The sequence below is a fragment of the Paenibacillus residui genome (assembly GCF_042677205.1).
GTDB lineage: Bacteria > Bacillota > Bacilli > Paenibacillales > NBRC-103111 > Paenibacillus_L > Paenibacillus_L residui.
The window spans coordinates 1-21713 of record NZ_JBHTIU010000102.1 but is presented as its reverse complement, the minus strand read 5'-3'; the positions used below and the strand labels follow the sequence as shown (position 1 = coordinate 21713).

The window sequence follows — 21713 nt, the reverse complement described above, 5'->3', positions numbered from 1 at the left end:
AAGAATTCGCCAAAGCTCGCAAATCCGTCAGCTTCTCGGCTGCAGAATAAGCTCCAGCGGCTCTGCATCCTTACAGTCTAATTCGAGCACAGTCTGCCCGCCTTCGGAGGACACGATCCGAATCCGGGGATCCGTGGAAGCCGTCTCCCATTCCCCTTCAATCGTCAGCTTCATCGTGTGCATAATACTCTCCGAGTGCTGCCAACTGCGCGAATAGATGCTCACTTCCTTTTGTACGCCGTTCTCGTCATATTGATCTTCCTCGATCCCTTCATACAAACGCAGATCGGGATCGACTACGCTCATAACGAGCCGGTCTCCTTCCTGGCGGGTCATGACCATTGACGGAGTATCCACGGCACGGATCAGCCCCTGATTCACTTGCTCGCTCGCTTCAAACAGGGCATAGCCGGTAATTCCCGTGGCCCGGTCCTGCACAATATGCGCCATGCGATCCTGCTGCAGAACGCGGTACGGGGCCTGCTCCGGATCGGCCATCGCTTCCGCGAAGGCGGCCATTCGGTCGGCATCCGTATTTACCTGGACGGCATATTGGTACTTGCCGTTCTTCGGCGCCTTGCCGTGTTCGATCCAGGCCGTCGCGAATGTTCCGGAAGTATCGGAGTCATCCTTCTGATGCTTCGAATGCTGCTCCGATCGCGTCATGGCAATGGTCTGGCCGGCCGGGACGTAATAGCCGTTGGCTTTGTTGTCGACCAGCCAGGCGTCCCGAGTAAGCTCGTGGCGCTCCTCATACGGGAATTCGGTAATGGCCCCTTCCCCGGACATCCAGACCGGGTCCGCAGTTTCCGGCATATGATTCTGGAACAAGGTCGTCTCTGTAGGAAACTCCCGGTTATCATTCTCGATATCCGAACCGAGCGCTACGATCCGGTCGTCGAAGAAGAAGTACGACTTGCGGGCACGGTGAGACCCGTCATATTTCGGGTGCTCATGAAGCTTCATCGCGAACATTCCGTTGCGACCCTCCAGACTTAACCCGCCCGAATACGTCTCATCGGACAACAGCATTTCCTCAAACCCGCTGAAGCGGTCCACGTTGCGGACATCGGAGCGAAGCCGGTCCAGCGGCAGATGAATGGTCGTCGTGCCCGGCCAGCGGTTCCAGTCCCAGCCTTCCTGCACATACCCGCTGTCCTTGTGATTGACCGGAGCGCCCTGACCCATGATTTGCAGTTGTCCGTATGACATGTATCGCCCGTACAGATTGGCGTCCAGATAAGTTTCATTTCCCCATAGATAACGGCTGTACCCTTTGACTCCTACCAGCCAATGATCTCGGCGGTGCAAACCGAGACTGGCATAATTCATCGCCCAATGTCCGTTCGGATCCGGCTCGGCTGCGATGCCCAACGCCCGGAACTGGCGGACGGTCGCATCCTCTTTATCCGCCAGCCGCAAGTAAGCGGCCGCCACGTCGCGGTCCACCGGCTCGCTGCCGTCCGGGGACCCGGCCAGAGCCATGTAGCGGAAAGGCGGAACAACTAGGGCACCCTTGCCGTCCGGATGCCGGCCGGAGATGCTGATCAGCCACTGCGTCTTGTTGGAGTACAGGCGCATGGCAAGCAGGGCTTGCTTCAAGGTCTCGTGCGCATCCTCCTCGACACGGAACGGAGTGCCGGACAGGACATACATGATCGGGGTCACTCCGTTGAAAGCATCCTTGGCGTAAGCCGGATAATGATTCGCGTGATGATAGGCCGAGCCGTCCTTCTTGAACGCCGGCTCCAGTCCTTTGGCCGGGCGAAGCCCCTGCGACAGCCAGGCGGAGAAGCTCTGCAGATCCCGCACCTTGGCCGGTGCGTCCTCCTGCACGAGTATGCTGGCCAGCATGCCGTTAAGCGTCGTGTTGAGGATGTCGATATTGCCCTCCACCTGCTCCGGCGGCATGTACATTTTTCCGGCACCGCTCAGCCAGAACAATGACTTCTGCGTCCGTTCGAGCAGACCGGCCTCCCTTAGCACATCCCGCATCAAGAAAGCAGAGGAATAAAATCCACGTATGTTATAGCCCAGATGATGCATCGTTCCCTGGCCGCTGCCGTAATTCCAGCCCTGATCGGCCAAATGATCGGCGAGATCGATATACATTTGACCCAGTTCCTCACGCAATGCAGGTTCTTCGGCGGACAGGTACGTATTGGCGACCAACTGCATGAAATCGGTAAAGGCTCTCAGATCGACGGTGTTGTTCAACTGCTTGAAAGGCTCCTTCAGCTCTTTGGGAACCTGGTCGAAATGAGGCATAAAAAGCGAGCCCCCCCGGATCGCGCCGTCTTCGCGCACCATTCCGAACGCAGCGTATTTGCTGCGGATGTCGGCCAGCAGTGCTTCCGTAATTTTCTGCTTCTTAAATACGAGCTCGGTAAACTTGCCCTCCAGGGCGCGGAATGCGGCCAGGTCCGCTTCGTTCACGGCTGCCGGCGGCTCCGGAGGCGTCTGCTGCGAATAATGCAGGAGCCCCAGCCAATGGGCATTGGCGGCCTCCATCACCCCCGGGTTGACGAACGGAACCTGCAAATCCGGCGTATGATGCCGCGGGTCGAGCGGAGTGGACAGCATCATGGAATCGAAATACAGGGTCCCCGAGCCGGATTCGGGAGCCATGACGGTCATCCGGTTCATCGCGGGATGAGGAGTTCCCTCCATATCGCGCTCGAACGATACCCAGGCGGTCCGCCAGCCGCTGAAATCCAGCTTCATCTCGAACCAACTGTCCGCTTTGTTGCCTCTCCCGAACTGGAAGGTGATTGTATCGTCTTTCGGCTCTTCGTTATAAACCCAGACGACGAACGTCCGGATCGACTGGTCGCGGTCGTTCGGAACGAACGGCCGAAAGCCGATTTTCTCTTTCGCGACCAGCCTGGACCCGCTCTCGTAATCCCAGCGAAGCGAATGGCCCCCGTCCTTGGCATGGCGGGCGCTCACTTCCAGCTTGCCCCCGCCTTCCGCGGCGAAGCTCTTGGGGACCCCCTTCTCGAACGTGAAGAGCGGAATGCCCATCGCCGCAGCCTCCTGCTCCAGCCTCTCGGCGAGCGGCAGACTGCTCTCCGCCTGCATGGCGCCCCCGGCCGCCGCCATCACCTGCTGCGGACTCGAAGCCAATGCCTCGGCCGGCCAGGCTGACGGCACCAGCATTGCCGCTGCGATCGGCAGGGCGATAAGCCTCCGCCAGCGATTCAGCCCAGATTCGGATAACGGCAGCGCCGGCACGCGATGCAAGCCGTTTCCCTTGCTCTGTTCCTGCTTCAGTCGATCCATTCTTTGACCGCGAGGTCGTGTCATCATCAACATTCCCCTCTCTTTTCCGGCATGAAATCGCTATCAAAAATGATTTATAGGAACGCCCTGTACAGGGCGGATTCCACTGAAGTATTGACGGTCAGTCCAGAACAAACGGATCCTGCGTGCGCTGCAGGTACTTCCGAAGCTCCTCCTCCAACCGGGCAGCCACCGGCGACTCCGCTGCGCTTGAGAGGCGCTCCGGATTAAGCTGGTACGGATCGGCATCGTTGTCGTACAGAAGCCGCTCCGTCCCTTCCCCTGGCGAATAGCCCCGGTTCACGACATAGGTGTACCGTTCCGTGCGAACCCCGCGCCAGCCATACTGCTTATTGTCGAGACCCGCCCGGGCGAATTGCTCGAGCACATCCTTTCTCCCGGGTACGGCCGCGAGGAAGGCGGACGACGGCCGGTTCCCCTCCGTTCCGAGCAGCGATCCCGAGACATCCGTCCCCTCGACCGTATCCGGAATGGCAATACCTGCGAGACCCAGCAGCGTCGGCATAATATCCGGGCTGTTAAACAGAACATCGGTCGTTCCCGGCGCCATCCGGTCCGGCCAGCGAATGACGCACGGAATCCCGATCGATTCCTCGTGCCAGGAATGCTTCGCCATCAGACCGTGCGCCCCCATCAGCTCGCCGTGATCCGAGGACAGCACGACGATCGTATCCCGTTCGAGCCCAAGCTCCTCCAGCGCGGCAAGCAGCCGGCCGAACTGCTCATCGATCCCCGTTACCGCTGCATAATAATCGCGCATATACTGCTCCAGCTTGTCGCGGCCGGCTTCGAAGGGCTCTCCCGTGTGCGCCTGCAGCGTATCGTACCGGACATTAGGCCGGAACGGTACCTCCCGGTCCCGATAGATCTCCTTGTACTTGTCCGGGACCAGCTCGAACGGGCTGTGCGGCGGGTTCCATGACAGGAACAAGGCGAATGGGCGGTCCCTATCCAATCGGCGCATATAATCGATCGCCACGTCCGTTTCGTGCTCGCAAGACCACTGCGAGACCTGGATCATCTCCGGGGTGTCCCTCCAATAGTGGGGCTCCAGATGATGGTCATAGGCTCCGTAGGAATACCAGAAATCGAAGCCGTGCCGCTTCGGTCCCGGCGGAGTGTAGGCATCCCAGTGCCTAGCGCCCGATTCGGGCTCGTCCGACACATTCTGCTCCGGCAGGTCCAGATGCCATTTTCCGATGTAACCGGTCTGATATCCCGCTTCCTTCAGCACATCCCCGATGCCGATCTCCTCCGGGCGCAGCATGAGGTCCGCACCCAGTTTGCAGTTAGTATAAACGCCGGTGGACAGCGGATATCGTCCGGTCATGAGCGCCGCGCGGTGCGGCGAACAGAGCGGGGTGCTGGACAGAGCGTTGCGGAAGACAAGGCTCTCCTGCGCGAACCGGTCGATATGGGGCGTCAGCACCGGGTCCTCTCCGGCGAAGCCAACCGCCTGCCGCCGCCATTGATCGGCAAATACGTACAATATATTAGGGCCTTTGGCAGCCATATCATCCCTCCTGATCCGATAGTGACATGTTCGGGGGTCAAGTAGCGTTTTTTCCTTACAATCAGCCTTTAACTGCGCCTGCCGAGATTCCTTCGATAAAATGATCCTGAGCGAGGAAATACACGATGATCGTCGGGACGATCGCCGATACCGCAGCAGCCATAAGCGGGCCGTATTCGGTGCTGTACTCGGTTTGGAAATGCTGCATTCCGAGCTGAAGCGTGAACAAGCTATCCGAATTCAAGTAAATGAGAGGCCCCAGGAAATCATTCCAGGAATGCATGAAAGTAAAAATGATCAAGCTGGCGATGGCCGGCCGGGTAAGCGGCAGTATAATCCGCAAGTAAATGCCGAATTCATTCAAACCGTCGATGCGCGCCGCTTCGGACAGCTCCTCCGGAATCGTCATGTAGAACTGCCGGAACAGGAACACCCCGAACGGGCTGAACGCGCCGAGCAAAATAAGCGCCCAATGATTATTGACCAGACCTAGCTCCTTCATCAGCAGGAACTGGGGAATCATCATCACCTGATACGGAATCATCATCGTGGCAAGATACAGCAAGAACAGCTTGTCGCGTTCCGGAAACCGCACCTTGGCAAAGGCGTAAGCCGCCATCGAGCAGGTAAACACCTGTAAAACGGTCGTGATTCCGGCAATTTTCAACGTATTCAGATAGTAAGTAAGAAAGGGAACCTTCGTCCAGACTTCAACATAGTTGCTCCAATAAAACTTGCTTGGAATCCACTGGATCGGAAACCCGAAAATTTCCGCCTCGGACTTGAGCGATGCCGAAATCATCCAGAGAAGCGGGACAATCATGGAGAGTACAACCAGGATCAGAAAAATGTACAACAGAGCTTTGCGAATTCGCGGCAGCGCTCTTCCGCTTCGGCGTGCGGATCCGAGGCCCGGCGACGGGGTCAAAACAGTATTCATGCGCTATTCACCTCCGGTGGTTCAATAATGGACCCATTTCTTCTGGCCGCGGAACTGGATCAGCGTAATGACTAGAATAAGCGCGAACAGGACATAGGCCATTGCGGAAGCATAGCCGAATTCGTATCTCTGGAACGCCGTATAATAGATGTCATACACGAGCACCCGGGTCGAACGACCGGGGCCGCCTTGCGTCAGCATGAAGATAAGGTCGAACACTTTAAAGGAATTGATGATCGCCATAATGACGGTAAAGAAAATGACGGGCGACAGCATCGGCAAGGTGATGTTTTTGAATTGCGAGATTTTGCCGGCTCCGTCGATTTCCGCCGCCTCGTACAAATCTCTGGGAATGCCCTGCAATCCGGCGAGATACAGCACCATATAATACCCGACGGAATGCCAGATGCTGACGATAATGACCGACAGAAGCGCCCATTTCGTCGAGGACAGCCAGCCCGGCGCATTCTCGATCCCGATGCTGTGCAGGAATCCGTTGATCGGTCCCATGGTCGGGTTGAACAGAAGCTGCCAAACGACCGCGATCGCGATGGTCGAAGTGATATGCGGCAGAAACATAGCCGTCCGGAACCACTTCAGGCCGCGGATTCCCCGGTTCAAAGCCACTGCCGCGAGAATGGACAGGAATAGCGTTGCCGGAACGGAAACGACCGTCATCACCAGGCTGTTCCAGAAGGAAATCCGGAAGTTCTCATCCGACCATAACCGGATATAATTGTCCAATCCGATAAACTGAATCTTCCCGAATCCGTTCCATTCCGTGAAGCTCATCAAGAACGAGGCAATGACCGGGAACAGAATGAATATAAGAAAACCGAGGATATTCGGAAGGAGGAACGCATAACCGACTAATCTGGCGCGTCCTGCAGTCTGAAGCTTGCGCATTCTATCACTCCTTCATTTTAAGAAAGGTTCGCAGACCTTCTTACGGCCATCGGAGCCGTATGCGTATAGCGGCTCCGATGAGTGGCCATGTTATCAGGTTTGCTGATGCCGACATGCCGTCCCGCGAATCGGACAAGCCGGACCGGCATTAATAAAGGCGGTCTTCCGCTTATTTCGCGGCGAAATCTTTGCCGAACTTGTCGGCCCATTCTTTCTGAACGCGATCGGAAATTCGCTCGATGGCCTTATCGACCGTCTGCTCCCCGGACAAAGCCAGCTCGCCTTCCTGAGTGAATATCGTGTTGACGACGATGTTTTTCACACCGGGCAGAAGCGGGTATTCCGGGTATTCCTTTTGCTCAAGGAAATAATGAATATTTTCGGGCTTGCGCGATCCGTCGCCGATGTAAGCCTGCTTGATCTCCTCATTCGTAAAGCCGGTCAGCAATCCGTTGGCCGCGAACACTTTAGCCCCTTTGGGACCGGTCATGAACTCCAGCACCTTATAGGCTTCTTCCTTATGCTTGCTGTTCTTGTTGATCATGACGGAAACCGGGGTAGCCAGGCTTGTATTGGCCGGTACTCCTTCCGGATGCGGGATCGGCACGACGTCCCAATCGAAGCTGATTTTCCCTTCATCCTCTGCCTTGCGAAGCTGTGCAATATGCCAATCGCCAATGAGGTTCATCGCTACATTGCCCTTCTGGAAAGCCGAGTTATAATGAGCCGAAGTCGTTACCTGCTCGGACCAGGTCATGATGGAGCCGTCCTTCTCCATATCGACGCGGAGCTGCAGCGCCTTATGGAACGGAGTCAAATCTTTGTCGATGATCGAAGCGCCCGACTGCACAGCCTGCATGTACCAGGTTTGCGGCCATTGCTGCAGATATGCGCCGTAAATTTTGTCCGCCCCGCTGCCTTTCGTCATCTTCTGGGCCAATTCCCGGAACTCGTCCCATGTCATATCGGCCTTCGGATAGTCGACTCCCGCTTGATCGAACAGCGTTTTATTGTAATAGAGCATCCAATTCGATTTGCGATACGGCAGACCGTATACCTTGCCGTTTACTTTAAGAGTGTCATACAGCGGACCGAAGCCGGAAACATCCGTATTACTCTGTTTGATGTAATCATCCAGCTCTTCCAAAATTCCGGTATCAAGGAAGGAATCCATATTGCCTCCGAACAGATCGATAGCTTCGCCGGAGGACAATTGAAGCCGCAGCTTATCGTAATACTGCTTCTGCGGAATCGTTTCGAATTCCACCTTGATATTAGGATTTTCCTTCTGAAACTCCTCATAGGCTGCCTGGAATTCGTCCAAATCATCGGGAAGCACCGTCATTTTCAATTTGACCTCGCCTGCCGGGGACTTCCCGCCGTCCGGAGATGCTCCATTAGACGGATTGACTGTATTGGAGCCGCAGCCTGCCAACAGTCCGACAATGACGGTAAACGCTGCCGCGTTCATTACCTTCTTGTTTATTTTCATTTGAAAACCCCCCTGAAGTTTAGTATGATGAAATCGCTTAATTTTTGTACTTCTGATTGTATCGGGGCCAGAGGCTATTCGTGAAGGTGAAAACATTATACCCCCTCCCCCGCCGCAACCATCATCGGAGATGAAAGCATGCTGTATTTCACGATAAGCTTCGTTGTCATTGCGGTCCTGCTGACGTATCGCAAGCTGAACAGCTCTTCGACCCGTTGGCTTTACGGCATATTGTTCGGCTGGATTGTTTCGTTTGTCTCATTGGTTTTATATTTGAGCAAATTCAATTTTTACTATAACGTGATCCACCGGTTTTTCGATTTCAGCCCGGGGACCTGGAACTATCTGGTGCTGAACAGCTTGAATCCGGACCTTCTCATCCGGATGCTGAACGTGGGCGTATTGATGTTTCCTTACTGCCTGCTCGGGTTTGCCGTTACGTTTACACGCAGGGACCGAATGCTGCGGCCGGCCTATTTTCAATGGCCCGCCCTGGTTATTCTTATTGTACAAGCAGTTTATTACGATCCCGGATTCCAGAACTGGCTGCAAAACTGGATGTTCGACGGCGGCGTATTTGCCCCGGATCGAACGGCTGCCTTCGTTCACGGGCTCGATACGGGATTTCGCTGGATCAATCGCCTGTTTCTGTTGGCCGCATTCCTGCTGCTGGCCTATGATTATGTAACCTATCCGAAGATCCGGTTTTTGAAGAACTATTCTCTGTTTCATTTGCTCAGCCTGCTTCCGGTATCGGTCATTTATTGTCTTTTGTTTTCCTGGGCTCCCCGGGTGCTTGTCCGGGCAACGGTCGTTGAAGGCTACACGAACTACCTGCAGCCGCAAATTCGCGCCAACGGTCTGGTCTTCAACCTGTTTCCGTATATCGTATTTCTGGCATTCGCCATCATGATTTACATCATCTACACTTATAACTCGATAGAAACGTACCGCCGGAACCGGGATATTCAAATTAACAAAAGCATCGACACCGCCAGCTTGGGCATTCGCGCGTTCACCCATGCGCTCAAAAATCATCTGCTCGCTATTCAGTCGGAGGCCGAATATTTGAAGGAAAAGCATGCCGCTGACGAGGAAACCGTCTACAGCCTCGACCTGATGCTGTCCTCATGCCGCACAGCGATGGACAACATTCATTCCGCTGCGGGCAAGCTGCGCAATATCCAGCTAAACTTGCAACCGGTTTCTATAGAGGAGCCGGTGCATGCCGCCGTTGAACGCTTCAGGCAGCATTACCCTGAGATAGAGGTTAACGTTTCCGCGGCGCCGGAGCTGCCTGTTGCCTATATCGACGTTCAACAAATGGGAGAGACCATCCATAATATCCTGGTGAACTCAGCGGAATCTATGTCCAGGCTAAACCGCGAGGGGCGAATCGTTATTTACTTGGAAAAACAGAACCGGTGGGGGATCATTTCGATAACCGACAACGGGCCGGGGATGGATGAAGAGCTGCTTGAGCGGATTTTCACCCCGTTCTTCACGACGAAGGCTTCCGTGAACAACTGGGGAATCGGCTTGTCCTACTGTCACCGGATCGTAGAAGGCCATGACGGCAAAATTACGGCGGAGAGCCGCGAAGGAGAGGGCACCACCTTCAAAATTGTGCTGCCTATCCTCTAATTCAACGGCATCCCTATGATTACGCTTAAGAAAGCAGGGGGTATAAAACATACCCCCGGGAGGTGAATTCCATGAAAGAACTTATCCGGGTATTGATCGCAGACGACATGGAAGCGCATCGCCGCCGTCTGGAGCGGATCATCTCCGGGTGTCCGGATATGGAGCTGGTCGCTTCGGCCAAGTCGGGCTACGAAGCCGTACTGTATGCCGCCATGCACCAGCCGGACATCATCCTGATGGACATCGAGATGGAGGACGCCTATGCGGGCATCCATGCCGCCAAGCAGATTTATGAGAAGCTGCCGCACATCCGGATTATTGTCATCACGGTGCATAATGATGATAATATTATCTTTGCCGCTTTTCAGAGCGGGATTAAGGACTATATCCTGAAGTCGGCCCCTGCGGATGAGATTGCCGATGCCATTCGGCAGGCCCATGGAGACCAATCACCGATCCGACCGATCATCGCCCAGAAAATCCGCGATGAATTTGTACGGGTCAAGCGCAATGAAGCGAGCCTTCTATACATTATCCGTATAATTTCCGAGCTCACTCCGAGCGAACTGCAGGTGCTGAAGCTTCTGTGCAAGAACAAGTCCCGCCGGGAGATTGCCGCTGAACGATCGGTCGAGCCGGAAACCGTCAAGAAACAGATCAGCAGCATTCTGAAGAAGTTCGATATGCCGAGCACGGCGGACGTTGTCGGCGCCGTTAACGAGCTGAGGATCTTCGAGGTGTTGAAGAAGCTGTAAGCATGAGAAATCCGCCCGGCGGAAACGTCCAAATGTAATGGATGTGCCGGGCGGATTTAATTTTGGATGTAAATCCGTCTATTTTCATTTTCTGCGGATGCCTTGCAATCAGTCTACTCGCAGAAAGGTGCGTCTGGAACTCGTCTATTTCCATTTTCCACCGGTGCCTTCTCAAGCGACATGGCACTAACTGGATTTTATACAGCTAGTTTTCACCTCTGGAGCAAAAGACGGAAACTAAGTGGAAAAACTACAGCTAGTTTGTGCAAAAAAGTGATTTTAGCAAAAAGTCTTGATTCTAAATGTAGTTTTTCCATTTACTCAATCACTTTTTACCATTCGTTGGCAATTTACCTACATAAAATACAGTTAATCGCTACCGCCAAACGAAGCGATGATTTGATATTTGTGCAGTATATACCTTCTAATCAATATTCGTTCTTCAAAAGTTGAGTATGGATTCCATGCCTTTATATTCTCAGACTGACGACAAGCACTATTCCTAGAATCAGCACCATGAAACTGGTTAATACCGTCAAATAACCGTTTAGCTTGACGGCTTGACCCGAACCTCCGCGAAGCCGTCTTTTCACCTTCCTTCCCCATATTCCCGTAATGATTAAAGCGAGAATGGTGATCGTTCCCCCGCCCTTTTCCATAACCTCCAGCCACATGGGCTTATCCGCTCCCAATCCCATTTGGACGATGAGAAATACTCCGCTGATCAGAACCAGCACAGCCCCGGGATGGGAAAACAGGCTGAAGTTGCGGATAACTTTTATAGCCAGCGTATTGCCCGTATCCGAGTCTAGCTGCTTCTGCAGAATACCGAGAACGACTGTTTGCGCCAGGAGTGCGCCAAGCCACAGGAACAAGCCTGCCAGATGCAGGAACAACCAAAATCCGAACATTGCTTCTCCTCCCTTGAGTCCCTAATAGTTACTCTCCAATAGCTTTATTTATCTTGCTCCCCCGAAGATATCTTCTTCTTCCTCCGGTCAAGCTCAGAATGGAAGGAAGCAGCAGTCCGCGAACGAGAAACGTATCCATCAGAATTCCGAGCGCCATAGTCATTCCGAACAAGAACAGCTCCTGAAGCGGTTGTGTAATCAGAACGCAGAAGGTCGCTGCCAGAATAATCCCCGCCGATGAAATGACGCCTCCCGTTCTCGAAACTCCCCTGCGGATGGCCTCTCTCCATTCATGCTTTTCCGCCTCCTCCTTGATCCGGGACACGAGCATAATGTTATAGTCAACCCCCAGTGCGATCAGGAATACAAAGGTATATACCGGAAGACGGTAGCTGATCGCCTCATATCCGAGAATGTGATGAAAGATCATCCATCCAAGCCCCATTGTCGCTGTATAGGACAACAAGATGGTCGCCATCATACAAATGGCCATTAGAATCGATCTCGTCTGCAGGGCGAGCATGATCGTTATGAACAGAGTAATCAGCGAAAAGGTGGCGAGAATATCGCGCTGATTCATCATACGCACATCCGCTTGCTCCGCGGTCTGTCCCGCATAGTGCATTGAATAACGGGACGGGTCGAGTCCGCTGTCTTTCAATAACGCGGTGCTCTTCTCCCTAAGTGCTTCTATCAAATTTAAAGCAGTCGGGTCATAAGGATTTTCCTTCAAGGTGACTTGCAGTTTAACAGCCTTTCGGGATTCCGCCATTAAGCTCCTGGGCAGAGGCGCATCCGGCTGGGCCAAATCCGGTGTTATATCCGGCTTGATCTCATAGATCCCGTCCTCCCCTTGAAGTGATTCTGCGAGAGCCGCCAACTTGTTGACAAAGGACTCCGTCAGCTCTATCTCCGTGTCCGAGTGCAGAACGACGGAAACCGGAGCCAGCTTCCCCGGAGGAAAACGGTCCTCCAATATTTCAAAGCCTTGCCGTGAAGAAATATGTTCGGGGAAGGATTTCATTAAATTAAAGGAATAGCTCATACTGCCGATATTGAAGGATGCGGCGCCAAGCAGCAGCAATAAAATCATTGCCGTGGCCGCCGGTTTTTTAGTGACAACAGCACCTATGCGGGTCCAAAAGCCTGTAGCCTTGTTTGTCCCATCCTGCAGCTTGGGAACGAAGGGCCAGAACACTTTCCTGCCAATCAGAGCAAATAAGGCGGGGATCAGCGTCAACCCACCGATCAGCATGACGATCACCGCTACCGAAAACACCGGGGCGAAATGGTGGTAGGGCTTAAAAACCGCTGCAAACAAAGTGAGCATGGCGATAAAAACGGTAGCTCCGCTAAACAAAATCGGCTCGGCTACCTGCGCCATTGCAACCTTCATGGCGTCGTACTTGGAACCGATTTTCTTCAATTCCTCCCGGTATCGGGAAATCACGAATAAACAATAATCGGTCAAAACGGCGAACAGCAGAATCATCATGATGGATAATGCCTGTTTGTCAATGATCAACCATCCGTTCCAGGCTGCGATTCCCAACACGCGATCCACGACCTGGTAGACCATGGCCGCGATGATTAACGGAAGGAGCGCCAGCAGCGGGGAACGGTAAATGAAGATCAGAATAACGAGAATCAAGCCGATCGTAGCCAGCATCAAGACAAAATCCGCGTTTTTAAAAAGAGTTATCGTATCGGCTGCTATTCCGGCCGGGCCTGTTATTTCAAATTGCAGGCCTGCCCCCTTAATTTGCTCAACCCGGCTTCTGATTTCCTGCAAAGTCTCGTAGATTTGATCGGATTCCAAATCTTTCTCCAAGGCTACATTCAGCAGCACGGTTGATTGATCCTCCGAGAACATCTTGTCCTGAACGGCATCGGGAAACTGGTGAAACGGCAGAGCGCTCGCGACATGCTGCGGCTTGTCCTCCGAAGCCAGCCACTCACTGATCCGCTTGATTTTATCGCGGTCTTCCGCAGGCATTTTTCCTTGACTATGAAATACGAGAAGAGCCGCCAGACCCTCCCCGGACGGAAAATGCTCGTCCATAATTGCTTGGGCCTCGGCAGATGGAGTGTTGTTGCGCACACTCCCTTCCCCGCTGCTGACCGCATAAGGCTTCGACCCGGGAGCAAAAGCGCTTAGCGCGAGGATCAAGATCAGCCAGCAAGCGATAACGGTTTTGGCGCCTCTCGGGCTGCTGACCATCCGGGCCCAACGGTGAAAGAAACGATCCATTCCGACTTCTAACCTCCTGTCCTGATTCTGCCATGATTGTAGGACAGGAATATGAACGGAAGATGAACGGAGCATTACAAATGCGGCAAAGACACCGTGAAAACCGTCCCTTGGCCGGGCACGCTCTCCGCCTGTATGGTCCCGCCGTGCAGGTCTATGATTTTTTTGACGATGGACAGACCCAGCCCGCTTCCGGCCTGGAGGCGGTTTCTGGTTTTGTCCGCCTTATAGAACCGGGCAAACACATAAGGAAGCTCGGAGGGAGCAATGCCTATACCGGTATCGATGAAGCGGATGACAATTTCCCGGTTTACCTGAACTTCGATGCGAATCGTGTCCCCCGGACGGCAAAATTTAATGCTGTTCGTCATCAAATTAAGCCACACCTGATACAGAAGCTCGGGATCCGCGGTTATAACGATTTCCGGAAGCTCCGGCTCCACCGATAATCCCTTCTCCGACCATTGCCATTCGGTAACGATCAGAATTTGCCGGATTTGTTCGTCCAAGCGGAATGCCGTTTTCTTCATGACAGCCGTTTCCTTGTCTAACGCCGCCAGGGTTAGAAGCTGCTTGCTTAAGGAAGATAACCTCCGGCTCTCCTCCTCGATGATCTGCAAATAGCGCTCCTCCTCTTCGGGAGAAGCTTCTTTGGCCAGAATGGCTTGGGCGAAACCTTGAATCGACGTTAGCGGAGATTGAATTTCATGTGAGACGTTGCCGACGAATTCCTGCCTCATCTCGTCCAATTGCTTGAGCGAACGAGCCATCGATTGAAAGTGGCTGGCCAAATCCCCGATCTCGTCCCGCCTCGCAGCATCCAACTGGATGTTGTAATCTCCCCGCACAATTTTGTCCGTGGCTTCCGTCAGCTTTTTCAACGGTTTGACAATATATCTCGTGAAAATAATGATCAAAGCAATGCTGCACAAGAAGGTGAACGCAAGAAGCAAGGCCATCAATATCCGCACCTCGCCAATCTGCTGTTCCAAATTGGGACGTACGAATATGGCATAAGTGCGTCCGTTAGCTTCGATAGGCAAGCCAACACTGTTACGAATGCTGTTCTCGAAGAAACCGGAGACCATCAGCAAGTGACGTTCCTCCAGAATCCCGTGATAAATTTCCCCGGCAAGCACTTGGCGAACCTGATCCTCCTCAAAATCCGTATGCTTAAAGGGAGCCCCATAAAAGACTCCCTCCATCCGGTCGTTGACGGCATAGATTTGAAAGCCCATATGACCGATCCGGGTCAAATAATTGTCCAGGTCCATTCCGGGTGTCTCTTCGAACAGGTCCCGGATTTCCTGACCGATGTTCATGATCTTCTGCTCGTTGTACTCCCTCATATGGGCAAGATAATAAAAATTAACGAGAACGATAGCCACAATACTGCTGGCCAACGCTATGCCGATAAAGGTAGCGACAATACGAATATATAAGGTTCTCATTCTTCGTGCACCTCTAGCTTATATCCAATCCCGCGCACCGTCGTAATTTTAAAGTCCCCGGTCCGCTCATGGAACCTTTCGCGCAGGCGTTTGATATGCACATCTATTGTGCGGCTATCCCCTTCATAATCGTTCCCCCAGATGAGCGCGAGCAGCTGCTCCCTTGTAAAGATACGGCCCGGCTGGCTGGCTAATTGGGAGAGCAGCTCAAACTCCTTCAGCGGAAGAACGACCGTCTCGTTTCCAATCCTGACCTCGTAGCTTTTCCGGTCAATGACGGTATCGTTCAGCTTAATCAATTCGGAGGAGACCATTTGATACCGGCGCAATAGCGCTTTGATCCGGAACAGCAATTCTTTAGGCTCGAAAGGCTTTACCAGGTAATCATCCGTTCCGGAGATAAAACCTTTTTCCTTATCGGCCAGTTCCCCTTTGGCGGTCAGCAGAATGACAGGAATATCATAATGCTTGCGGATTTCCTCACACAGCTCCCAGCCGTTCTTCCCCGGCATCATCACATCAACAATGGCCAGATGAATCTGCTCGCTCTCCAGCAACGCGGAGGCCTGCCGCCCGTTCTCCGCTTCGAATACGGCATACCCCTCCTTCCGGAGAATAAAACGAAGCAGCTCGCGAATATTAGGATCATCGTCTGCCGTCATAATATGGATTCTCAAGTTCACCCGACCCCTTCAACCAAAGTATTTATGTACGGTAAAAAATAAACGTTGGGATCATATCCTTAGTATGATCTGTGCCTTTGACACCCCATGCGGAATTGTACTCTTATTATGAATAATAGCAAATTTTCATGGCTGCACGCTTTGAGAGCGCTTCGTGAGGAACAGTAACTTTATGCGGACGTGTCTCTTTCTCCTTCCTCCGGGTGTTATCCCCTAACCTCAGTTCCCCTTACCTCAGTACCTTTCTTATCTGCCCATATCTGCTCCCACGGCCTTCCGACCGTTATCCCTTTCGTTCAGGATTCTAGAAGACTTACATCCGGACTTCCATCAAATAAGATCCGATAAAACGGCAAAAACCCAGCCGATGGAACGACGCTTCAACGAGGAGCTCGACCACGCAGGCCTTTCTGACTCGAGGGGATAACAGACAGATGCATCAACAGAGGAAGCCCAACTAATGGATCGAGGCTTCAGCGAGGAGTTCAACCACGCAGGTCTTTCTGACTCGAGGGGATAACAGACAGATGCATCGCTGAAGGGATGAAAGAGGGGATCAAAAAGTAATCTTAAATAAGCTTATTGCGCCTTATCCGATTCAGTGCCATAATCCCTTTAGCGACAAATTTTACGGCCCGAAGGCCGTGGAGGTCCGTTACCATGCAAACACCTTTCGAAGTCAGGAGCTTTATAGGCACTCACGAAGAAAACTGGTACGACGACGGGTTTCATCATCATCCTACCCTCGAGATCAGTCTTGTCCTGGAAGGGCGGGGATTGTTCGAGTGGCCGGAGAAAAAAAGGCATATCGAGGCCGGTCACGTCATTGTTGTTCCGCCTTCGATCCCCCATCGTTTTGCCGCTGTTTCACATGTCCGCTTCGGAGTTATCCATCTGGAAGGCCTGCCTCCGAGGCTGCTGGAACTCACTGCGGAGCTTGCCCCGGAGAAGCGCCAGCCCTCCCTGGCCGCTTTGTCCAACCTGGATAAGGAACGGTTTGAGCAGTTGTTCCGGGAATGGCTGCGCTTGCTGACCTCGCCGCTGAAACATAGGTCCAGAACTCATGCAGCCTGGATTGAGGTGCTGCTGCTGTTTCTGCTGGAGCATACACAGTCGGATCTGCAAGCGATGACGGTTACCAAGGCGGCAGACTATATTCGCGAGAATCTGCGTCAGCCTGTACAAATGGCCGACCTCGCCGAGCTGGCCGGAATGACGGTTGCCGGCTTTCGCCGCATGTTCGAGCGGGTGTACCGGATGAGCCCCAAGCAATATCAGCAGCAATGCCGCATGCAGGAAGCAAAATGGCTGCTCAACTCAACCGGTAAAGATGTCAATGAAATCGCAGCGCAGGTCGGATTCGGCCGCTTGCACTCGTTCTCGCAATGGTTTAAGGCGGTAGAGGGAGTTTCTCCGACGGTTTGGCGAAGAAACCATCAGATGAAAAACGGCGGTCTGTCCAAAAACTGACTGCCGATTTTTTTGCGTAAATAATAGCTCTATTTCCATAAATACAATCATGCGCGGATGTACTATCGTTGTGTCTGTACATACTCGACTCTTGAAGACGAGGAGGGCATTAAAATGAACAAAGTCAGAATCGGATTTATCGGCGTTGGCGGTATGGCCGAAGGGCATATGAAAGCGCTCGAAAGGATAGAGGGCGCCGAAATTACGGCTGTCTTCGATATTAATGAAGCCAGAGCGCGGCAAATCGCTCAAGAGTACGGGGCGACGGCTTATGAAAGCAGAGATCAGCTTATGGATTCCGGCCAGGTGGACGCCTTGTTCATCTGTACCCCTCCGTTTGCACGGGAAGACATTGAAGAGGCCGCTGCCTCAAGAGGACTCCACCTGCTGGCGGAGAAGCCCGTCGGCTTGAACCTGGAGGAAGCCCGCCGCAAGGAGAACATCATTCGCGACTCCGGCATCATTCATTCGTCTGGCTACTGTCTGCGTTATCTGGATACCGTACAGAAAGCCCGGCAGTTCCTGGCCGGCAGACAGATCGACATGATCCTGGCGTATCGGATCGGGGGAATGCCCGGCGTTCCCTGGTGGCGGATCATGGAACGGTCCGGCGGACAGCTTGTGGAAATGTCGACTCATCAGGTCGACCTCATTCGTTATCTGGCGGGGGATTTCCGCGACATCCAGGCGATCTACGGACGGAGGCACATCCATCGGGAGCATCCGGAAGCGACCGTACCCGACGTCGGCGTCGTATCGTTCACCCTGCAATCCGGAGCGGTCGGAACGATCAGCAACACTTGTCTGTCCCAATATGTGGGCCGAGGAGAGGTGGAGCTGTTCGGCCATAATTTCTATGTTTCCATTAACGGCAAATCCCTTCTCATTATCGACAACGGGCAGCGTCATGAGGAAAAATGCGAAACCGACTTTGTATTCGAGCAGGACCGCGCTTTTGTCGAAGCGGTCAGAACCGGTAATCGCGAGCTGGTGCTGGGTGATTATTCCGAGGCCGTCAAAACATTGGCCGTTACTTTAACCGCCAATGAATCGGCAGCGGCACACGGAATAGAGTCAACGCCGCCGGCAGCCTCCTCGGAGCATCCGCCTACTTTTGAATAAAGGAGGACTTATCGATGCTAAAAGGAGTCAATCAATGGTGTTTTCCTGAAGGTTATCCGCTGGAACGTCTGTTTGAAGTAAGCCGCGAGGCGGGTTACGATGCTGTGGAGCTTAATGTAAACCCTGCCGGAGGAGTCGGGCTGACTATGGAAACAAGCGCGGCAGAGGCAGAGGAGATTGGCCGGCTCGCACGCCAATACGGGCTGCAGCTTCGCAGCATCTCGACCTCCCTCCTCTGGCGGCATCCCCTTTCCTCCGATGATGCGACCGTACGCGAGCAGGGCTGTCAGGTCGTCCGCAAGCAATTGGAGCTGGCGGAGCTGCTCGGAGCCGATACAGTGCTGGTCGTTCCGGGCGCCGTCAATGAGACGACCTCCTACGACGCTTGCTATGAGCGAAGCCTGAAGGAGCTGAATGGACTCGCTCGGGAGGCGGAGCGGCGCCGGGTGAAGATTGGAATCGAGAACGTGTGGAACAAGTTTCTGCTGTCACCTCTCGAAATGAAAAGCTATGTGGAGAGCATAAATTCTCCCTGGGTCGGCGTCTATTTCGATGTAGGCAACATTCTGGCATTCGGTTATCCGCAGCAGTGGATTCGCATCCTGCAGTCGCATATTTTCAAAGTTCATGTCAAAGACTTCCGTCCCGGCGTAGGCACAGGGCAAGGCTTCGTCCCCCTGCTATCAGGGGATGTGAACTGGCCAGAAGTTAGAGCCGCCCTGCGGGATATCGGTTATACCGATACGCTTACCGCCGAAATCGGAAGATACGCTTCAGACCCGCTGCAGGCAGTATTCGATACGTCCAATCATCTGGATATCATTATCGGCAGAGAGCGATGAATGTCCAAACCGTCCGGCGAAATTTGAACTACCGGACGGTTTTTCAATTTGGCGGGGCTGGACTTCCTGTGTGTATAGGTCTGTGAGAATGGGTCAGTTCCAGAAAGAAGAAACCAAGGCCATTAACAGACGGACCTCCGTAACACTGCCCCCCTGCCACAAAGCATAAAAAAAGCCCGGCCATAGCCGGACTGTTCAAGAATGTCGGAATGATGTTTTCGATCAACGGGGACTCTGCGGTTCATCCGCTACTGTTGGGCTATTTTAACGTTACCGCTGGTTGCCTGCAATTTCAGAAGCGGCCCACCCTGCCCCACTTGGCCGACAATCCGGTTCTCCTCCTTCTCCTGATACACTAAGTTGGGGACTTTCGCCGACACATTGCCGGATTCCGTCCGCAAGTCCAACTGAAGGGATGAAGGAAATTCCTCCGCATACAAGTTAATGTTTCCGCTCGTCGTTTTGACAGCTGCGTTTTTCGAAAGCGCGGAGTTCGAAATTTTCACATTCCCGGAAGTCAGAGTGACCGCCAACTCCCCTTCAGCCTCTTGGATCGAGACATTGCCGGATGTCCCCTGAAACTCCAGGCGATTTCCACTAAACCCGCTGATTTTCGTATTTCCGCTGGTGCTCTGAACAGCAAGCTGGCCGGCTTGCAGATCCTCGATGCCCACATTCCCCGAGGTCATAAGAACACGGACTTCGTCATACAGCTTCTCCGGCACTTTGACGATTATTTCGGGGCTGGTTCTTCCCATCGTGAGAAAAGCCCATTTTTTCGTAGATTCCGCCTTGATCTTAAGCCTGTTTCCCGAAGCGGAAGCCGTTATTTCAAACTTGTCCTTGAACTTTCTGTCTATATATTCCCCGTATAAATGCATCTCGATATCATTGCCGTCACCAGGTATCACACTCACATCGAACGAGTCCGCTTCCACCTCAATAGCCTGGACGGAGGAACCGTCTATCACCTGTTTCTCATCGACCGTTATGAAAGGATCAAATCTGCCGGTCATCCACATAAGGATGCATCCGGTTAATCCGAGTACGAACACGACAGCGGCCGTTCGCGCTACTATTTTCATCTACGCTTCCCCCTGATCACCTTTAAGTTCCACTGCAAATAGTTCAATACCCCACGGTAAAAAAGCTTGGACAGCGAAAGGGTGCCGACGCCGATAAGCACTCCCAGCGAACAAAGCGTAGCACCCAGCAGCAGCGTCCACAGCAAATCGTTATCCGGTTCAAGGAGGATCAAGACGGGGGACACAATTAAAACGGCGGCAACGGCAAAAAAAGCCACCAAACGGCACATAGAGCTACAAACGGCCCGAGAACAAAAGCCAGATTAAAAAAACCAAGTCCGACCGACGCATACACGGCACGCATGGTGGACCCGAAATTAGTTTTTTCCGCGGCCTGCTTAAGATGATAATGTACATTCATCTCTTTGGCGATCAGTCTCGGACTGCCCAGCGCCAGAACAATTTCCGCTTCACTCTTCCCCTGTATCCTCCCTATTGCAAAATGCTCCTCATAATCGGCCATAATTTCCTGCCGATCCTGGGCGGGAATCCCTGCCAGCAAATGCTCCAATTCATCCAAAAATTCAGCCTTCGTCATCGCCTAATGCCTCCCTAATGATTTCGTCTACCGCTGTGGTGAATTGCCTCCACTCGACGACCAGCTCTGTCATCATCATCCAGCCTTGTTTGGAAAGCTTGTAGTATTTGCGTGGCGGCCCTTCCTGAGATTCCTGCAAATAAGTCGTGAAATAACCTTCCTGAGTAAGTCTGCGCAGAAGCGGGTAGACGGTTCCTTCGGCGATTTGAAACTTCTCCGTTATCCGGTTTACCAATTCGTAGCCATACCGGTCCTTCTTCGCTGTCAGTACCAGCACGCACAACTCCAGAACACCTTTCTTGAACTGTACGTTCAACAGAATCACACCTGTCTCGTAGTAGTAGACGTTACTAGCTATTGCATATTATATAGTACTGTATATTATTAAAATATCACAAGGTACAAAATAATGCAAGGTACTGAAGTTTATTTCATTCCCGATTTTCGATCTCAGCCGAATAATATTAAAAACCCTTATGCGATTGCTTCACGATGACTGGTTTTTGTTTCGGCAAGCTTAGCGTTCACTGCTTATCTACGCTAAAAAGGGTCGGGCAGAAGTTTCATGCCCAACCCTTTCGTTTGACCTCCCGGCCCTCATCACCTTTAGAGACCCGTCCGCTCCCATGCCGGCTGCGCTATTGCTGCCGCATTAACGCCGCTGCTCGCTGCCGATGCCTGCTGCCGCTGACCGGCCAGCAAGCTGTACAGCAGCGCGCAGAACTCGCCGCGGGTGACGGGCCGCCGCTCATCGCCCAGCGTCGTGGCCCAGCCGCCCGCGTCATCGCCGGCGCCAAGTGCGCGGCA

General features: G+C 53.1%; 19 protein-coding genes. 5 read left to right on the top strand and 14 right to left on the bottom strand.

Annotation, left to right across the window (positions count from 1 at the left end):
- Positions 1-27 precede the first annotated feature (27 nt).
- The 5 genes from ACFQ03_RS23870 to ACFQ03_RS23850 form a co-directional block, all read right to left on the bottom strand.
- Positions 28-3309 (bottom strand): chondroitinase family polysaccharide lyase, encoded by a 3282-nt coding sequence (locus ACFQ03_RS23870; protein ID WP_379291427.1) that lies wholly within the window; start codon positions 3307-3309, stop codon positions 28-30.
- A 94-nt stretch (positions 3310-3403) separates the two neighbouring features.
- Positions 3404-4816, bottom strand: coding sequence for a sulfatase family protein (locus ACFQ03_RS23865; RefSeq protein WP_144932842.1), 1413 nt, complete (start codon positions 4814-4816; stop codon positions 3404-3406).
- Positions 4817-4877: 61 nt separating this feature from the next.
- Positions 4878-5756, bottom strand: coding sequence for a carbohydrate ABC transporter permease (locus ACFQ03_RS23860; protein ID WP_144932839.1), 879 nt, complete (start codon positions 5754-5756; stop codon positions 4878-4880).
- Between the two features lie 21 nt (positions 5757-5777).
- Complete coding sequence (locus ACFQ03_RS23855; protein WP_150959766.1) at positions 5778-6662, bottom strand: carbohydrate ABC transporter permease; 885 nt, start codon at positions 6660-6662, stop codon at positions 5778-5780.
- A gap of 169 nt (positions 6663-6831) precedes the next feature.
- Positions 6832-8154 carry an ABC transporter substrate-binding protein gene (locus ACFQ03_RS23850; protein ID WP_225312643.1) on the bottom strand — a complete coding sequence of 441 codons (1323 nt, stop codon included), beginning with the start codon at positions 8152-8154 and terminating at the stop codon, positions 6832-6834.
- Between the two features lie 138 nt (positions 8155-8292).
- Here ACFQ03_RS23850 and ACFQ03_RS23845 point away from each other — a divergent pair, with 138 nt between their 5' ends.
- Both ACFQ03_RS23845 and ACFQ03_RS23840 read left to right on the top strand, forming a co-directional pair.
- On the top strand, positions 8293-9798 hold the full coding sequence (locus ACFQ03_RS23845) for a sensor histidine kinase (protein WP_150959767.1): 1506 nt from the start codon (positions 8293-8295) through the stop codon (positions 9796-9798).
- A gap of 71 nt (positions 9799-9869) precedes the next feature.
- Positions 9870-10553 (top strand): response regulator transcription factor, encoded by a 684-nt coding sequence (locus ACFQ03_RS23840; RefSeq protein WP_379291423.1) that lies wholly within the window; start codon positions 9870-9872, stop codon positions 10551-10553.
- Positions 10554-11023: 470 nt separating this feature from the next.
- Here the strand turns inward: ACFQ03_RS23840 and ACFQ03_RS23835 are convergent, their stop codons facing one another.
- The 4 genes from ACFQ03_RS23835 to ACFQ03_RS23820 all read right to left on the bottom strand — a co-directional run bounded on the left by ACFQ03_RS23835 (position 11024) and on the right by ACFQ03_RS23820 (position 15828).
- Positions 11024-11464, bottom strand: a complete 441-nt coding sequence (locus ACFQ03_RS23835) for a hypothetical protein (protein WP_150959769.1) — start codon at positions 11462-11464, stop codon at positions 11024-11026.
- A gap of 28 nt (positions 11465-11492) precedes the next feature.
- Positions 11493-13715 (bottom strand): MMPL family transporter, encoded by a 2223-nt coding sequence (locus ACFQ03_RS23830; RefSeq protein ID WP_379291420.1) that lies wholly within the window; start codon positions 13713-13715, stop codon positions 11493-11495.
- Positions 13716-13789: 74 nt separating this feature from the next.
- The gene (locus tag ACFQ03_RS23825; protein ID WP_379291418.1) at positions 13790-15166 is read right to left on the bottom strand and encodes a sensor histidine kinase; all 1377 of its coding nucleotides are present in this window, start codon (positions 15164-15166) and stop codon (positions 13790-13792) included.
- Positions 15163-15828 (bottom strand): response regulator transcription factor, encoded by a 666-nt coding sequence (locus tag ACFQ03_RS23820; RefSeq protein ID WP_191964339.1) that lies wholly within the window; start codon positions 15826-15828, stop codon positions 15163-15165. The genes ACFQ03_RS23825 and ACFQ03_RS23820 overlap by 4 nt, the downstream gene beginning before the upstream one ends.
- Before the next feature lie 681 nt (positions 15829-16509).
- On the opposite strand from ACFQ03_RS23820, the gene ACFQ03_RS23815 reads away from it, so the two are divergent.
- The 3 genes from ACFQ03_RS23815 (at position 16510) to ACFQ03_RS23805 (ending at position 19283) form a co-directional block, all read left to right on the top strand.
- Positions 16510-17319, top strand: coding sequence for a helix-turn-helix domain-containing protein (locus ACFQ03_RS23815; RefSeq protein ID WP_144932823.1), 810 nt, complete (start codon positions 16510-16512; stop codon positions 17317-17319).
- Between the two features lie 114 nt (positions 17320-17433).
- Positions 17434-18441: a Gfo/Idh/MocA family protein gene (locus ACFQ03_RS23810; RefSeq protein WP_379291415.1), complete on the top strand. Its 1008-nt coding sequence runs from the start codon at positions 17434-17436 to the stop codon at positions 18439-18441.
- 14 nt (positions 18442-18455) lie between these two features.
- Positions 18456-19283 carry a sugar phosphate isomerase/epimerase family protein gene (locus ACFQ03_RS23805; RefSeq protein WP_379291413.1) on the top strand — a complete coding sequence of 276 codons (828 nt, stop codon included), beginning with the start codon at positions 18456-18458 and terminating at the stop codon, positions 19281-19283.
- A 248-nt stretch (positions 19284-19531) separates the two neighbouring features.
- On the opposite strand, the gene ACFQ03_RS23800 is transcribed toward ACFQ03_RS23805, so the two are convergent.
- From ACFQ03_RS23800 to ACFQ03_RS23780, 5 genes are all read right to left on the bottom strand, one after another.
- Positions 19532-20368 carry a DUF4097 family beta strand repeat-containing protein gene (locus ACFQ03_RS23800; RefSeq protein WP_379291411.1) on the bottom strand — a complete coding sequence of 279 codons (837 nt, stop codon included), beginning with the start codon at positions 20366-20368 and terminating at the stop codon, positions 19532-19534.
- The gene (locus ACFQ03_RS23795; RefSeq protein ID WP_379291409.1) at positions 20365-20586 is read right to left on the bottom strand and encodes a hypothetical protein; all 222 of its coding nucleotides are present in this window, start codon (positions 20584-20586) and stop codon (positions 20365-20367) included. Before ACFQ03_RS23795 ends, ACFQ03_RS23800 begins: the two co-directional genes overlap by 4 nt.
- On the bottom strand, positions 20556-20906 hold the full coding sequence (locus ACFQ03_RS23790; protein WP_379291407.1) for an HAAS signaling domain-containing protein: 351 nt from the start codon (positions 20904-20906) through the stop codon (positions 20556-20558). Before ACFQ03_RS23790 ends, ACFQ03_RS23795 begins: the two co-directional genes overlap by 31 nt.
- Positions 20893-21222, bottom strand: coding sequence for a PadR family transcriptional regulator (locus ACFQ03_RS23785; protein ID WP_379291405.1), 330 nt, complete (start codon positions 21220-21222; stop codon positions 20893-20895). The genes ACFQ03_RS23790 and ACFQ03_RS23785 overlap by 14 nt, the downstream gene beginning before the upstream one ends.
- A 290-nt stretch (positions 21223-21512) precedes the next feature.
- A partial coding sequence (locus ACFQ03_RS23780; RefSeq protein ID WP_379291403.1) for a hypothetical protein occupies positions 21513-21713 on the bottom strand: 201 nt, incomplete at its 5' end.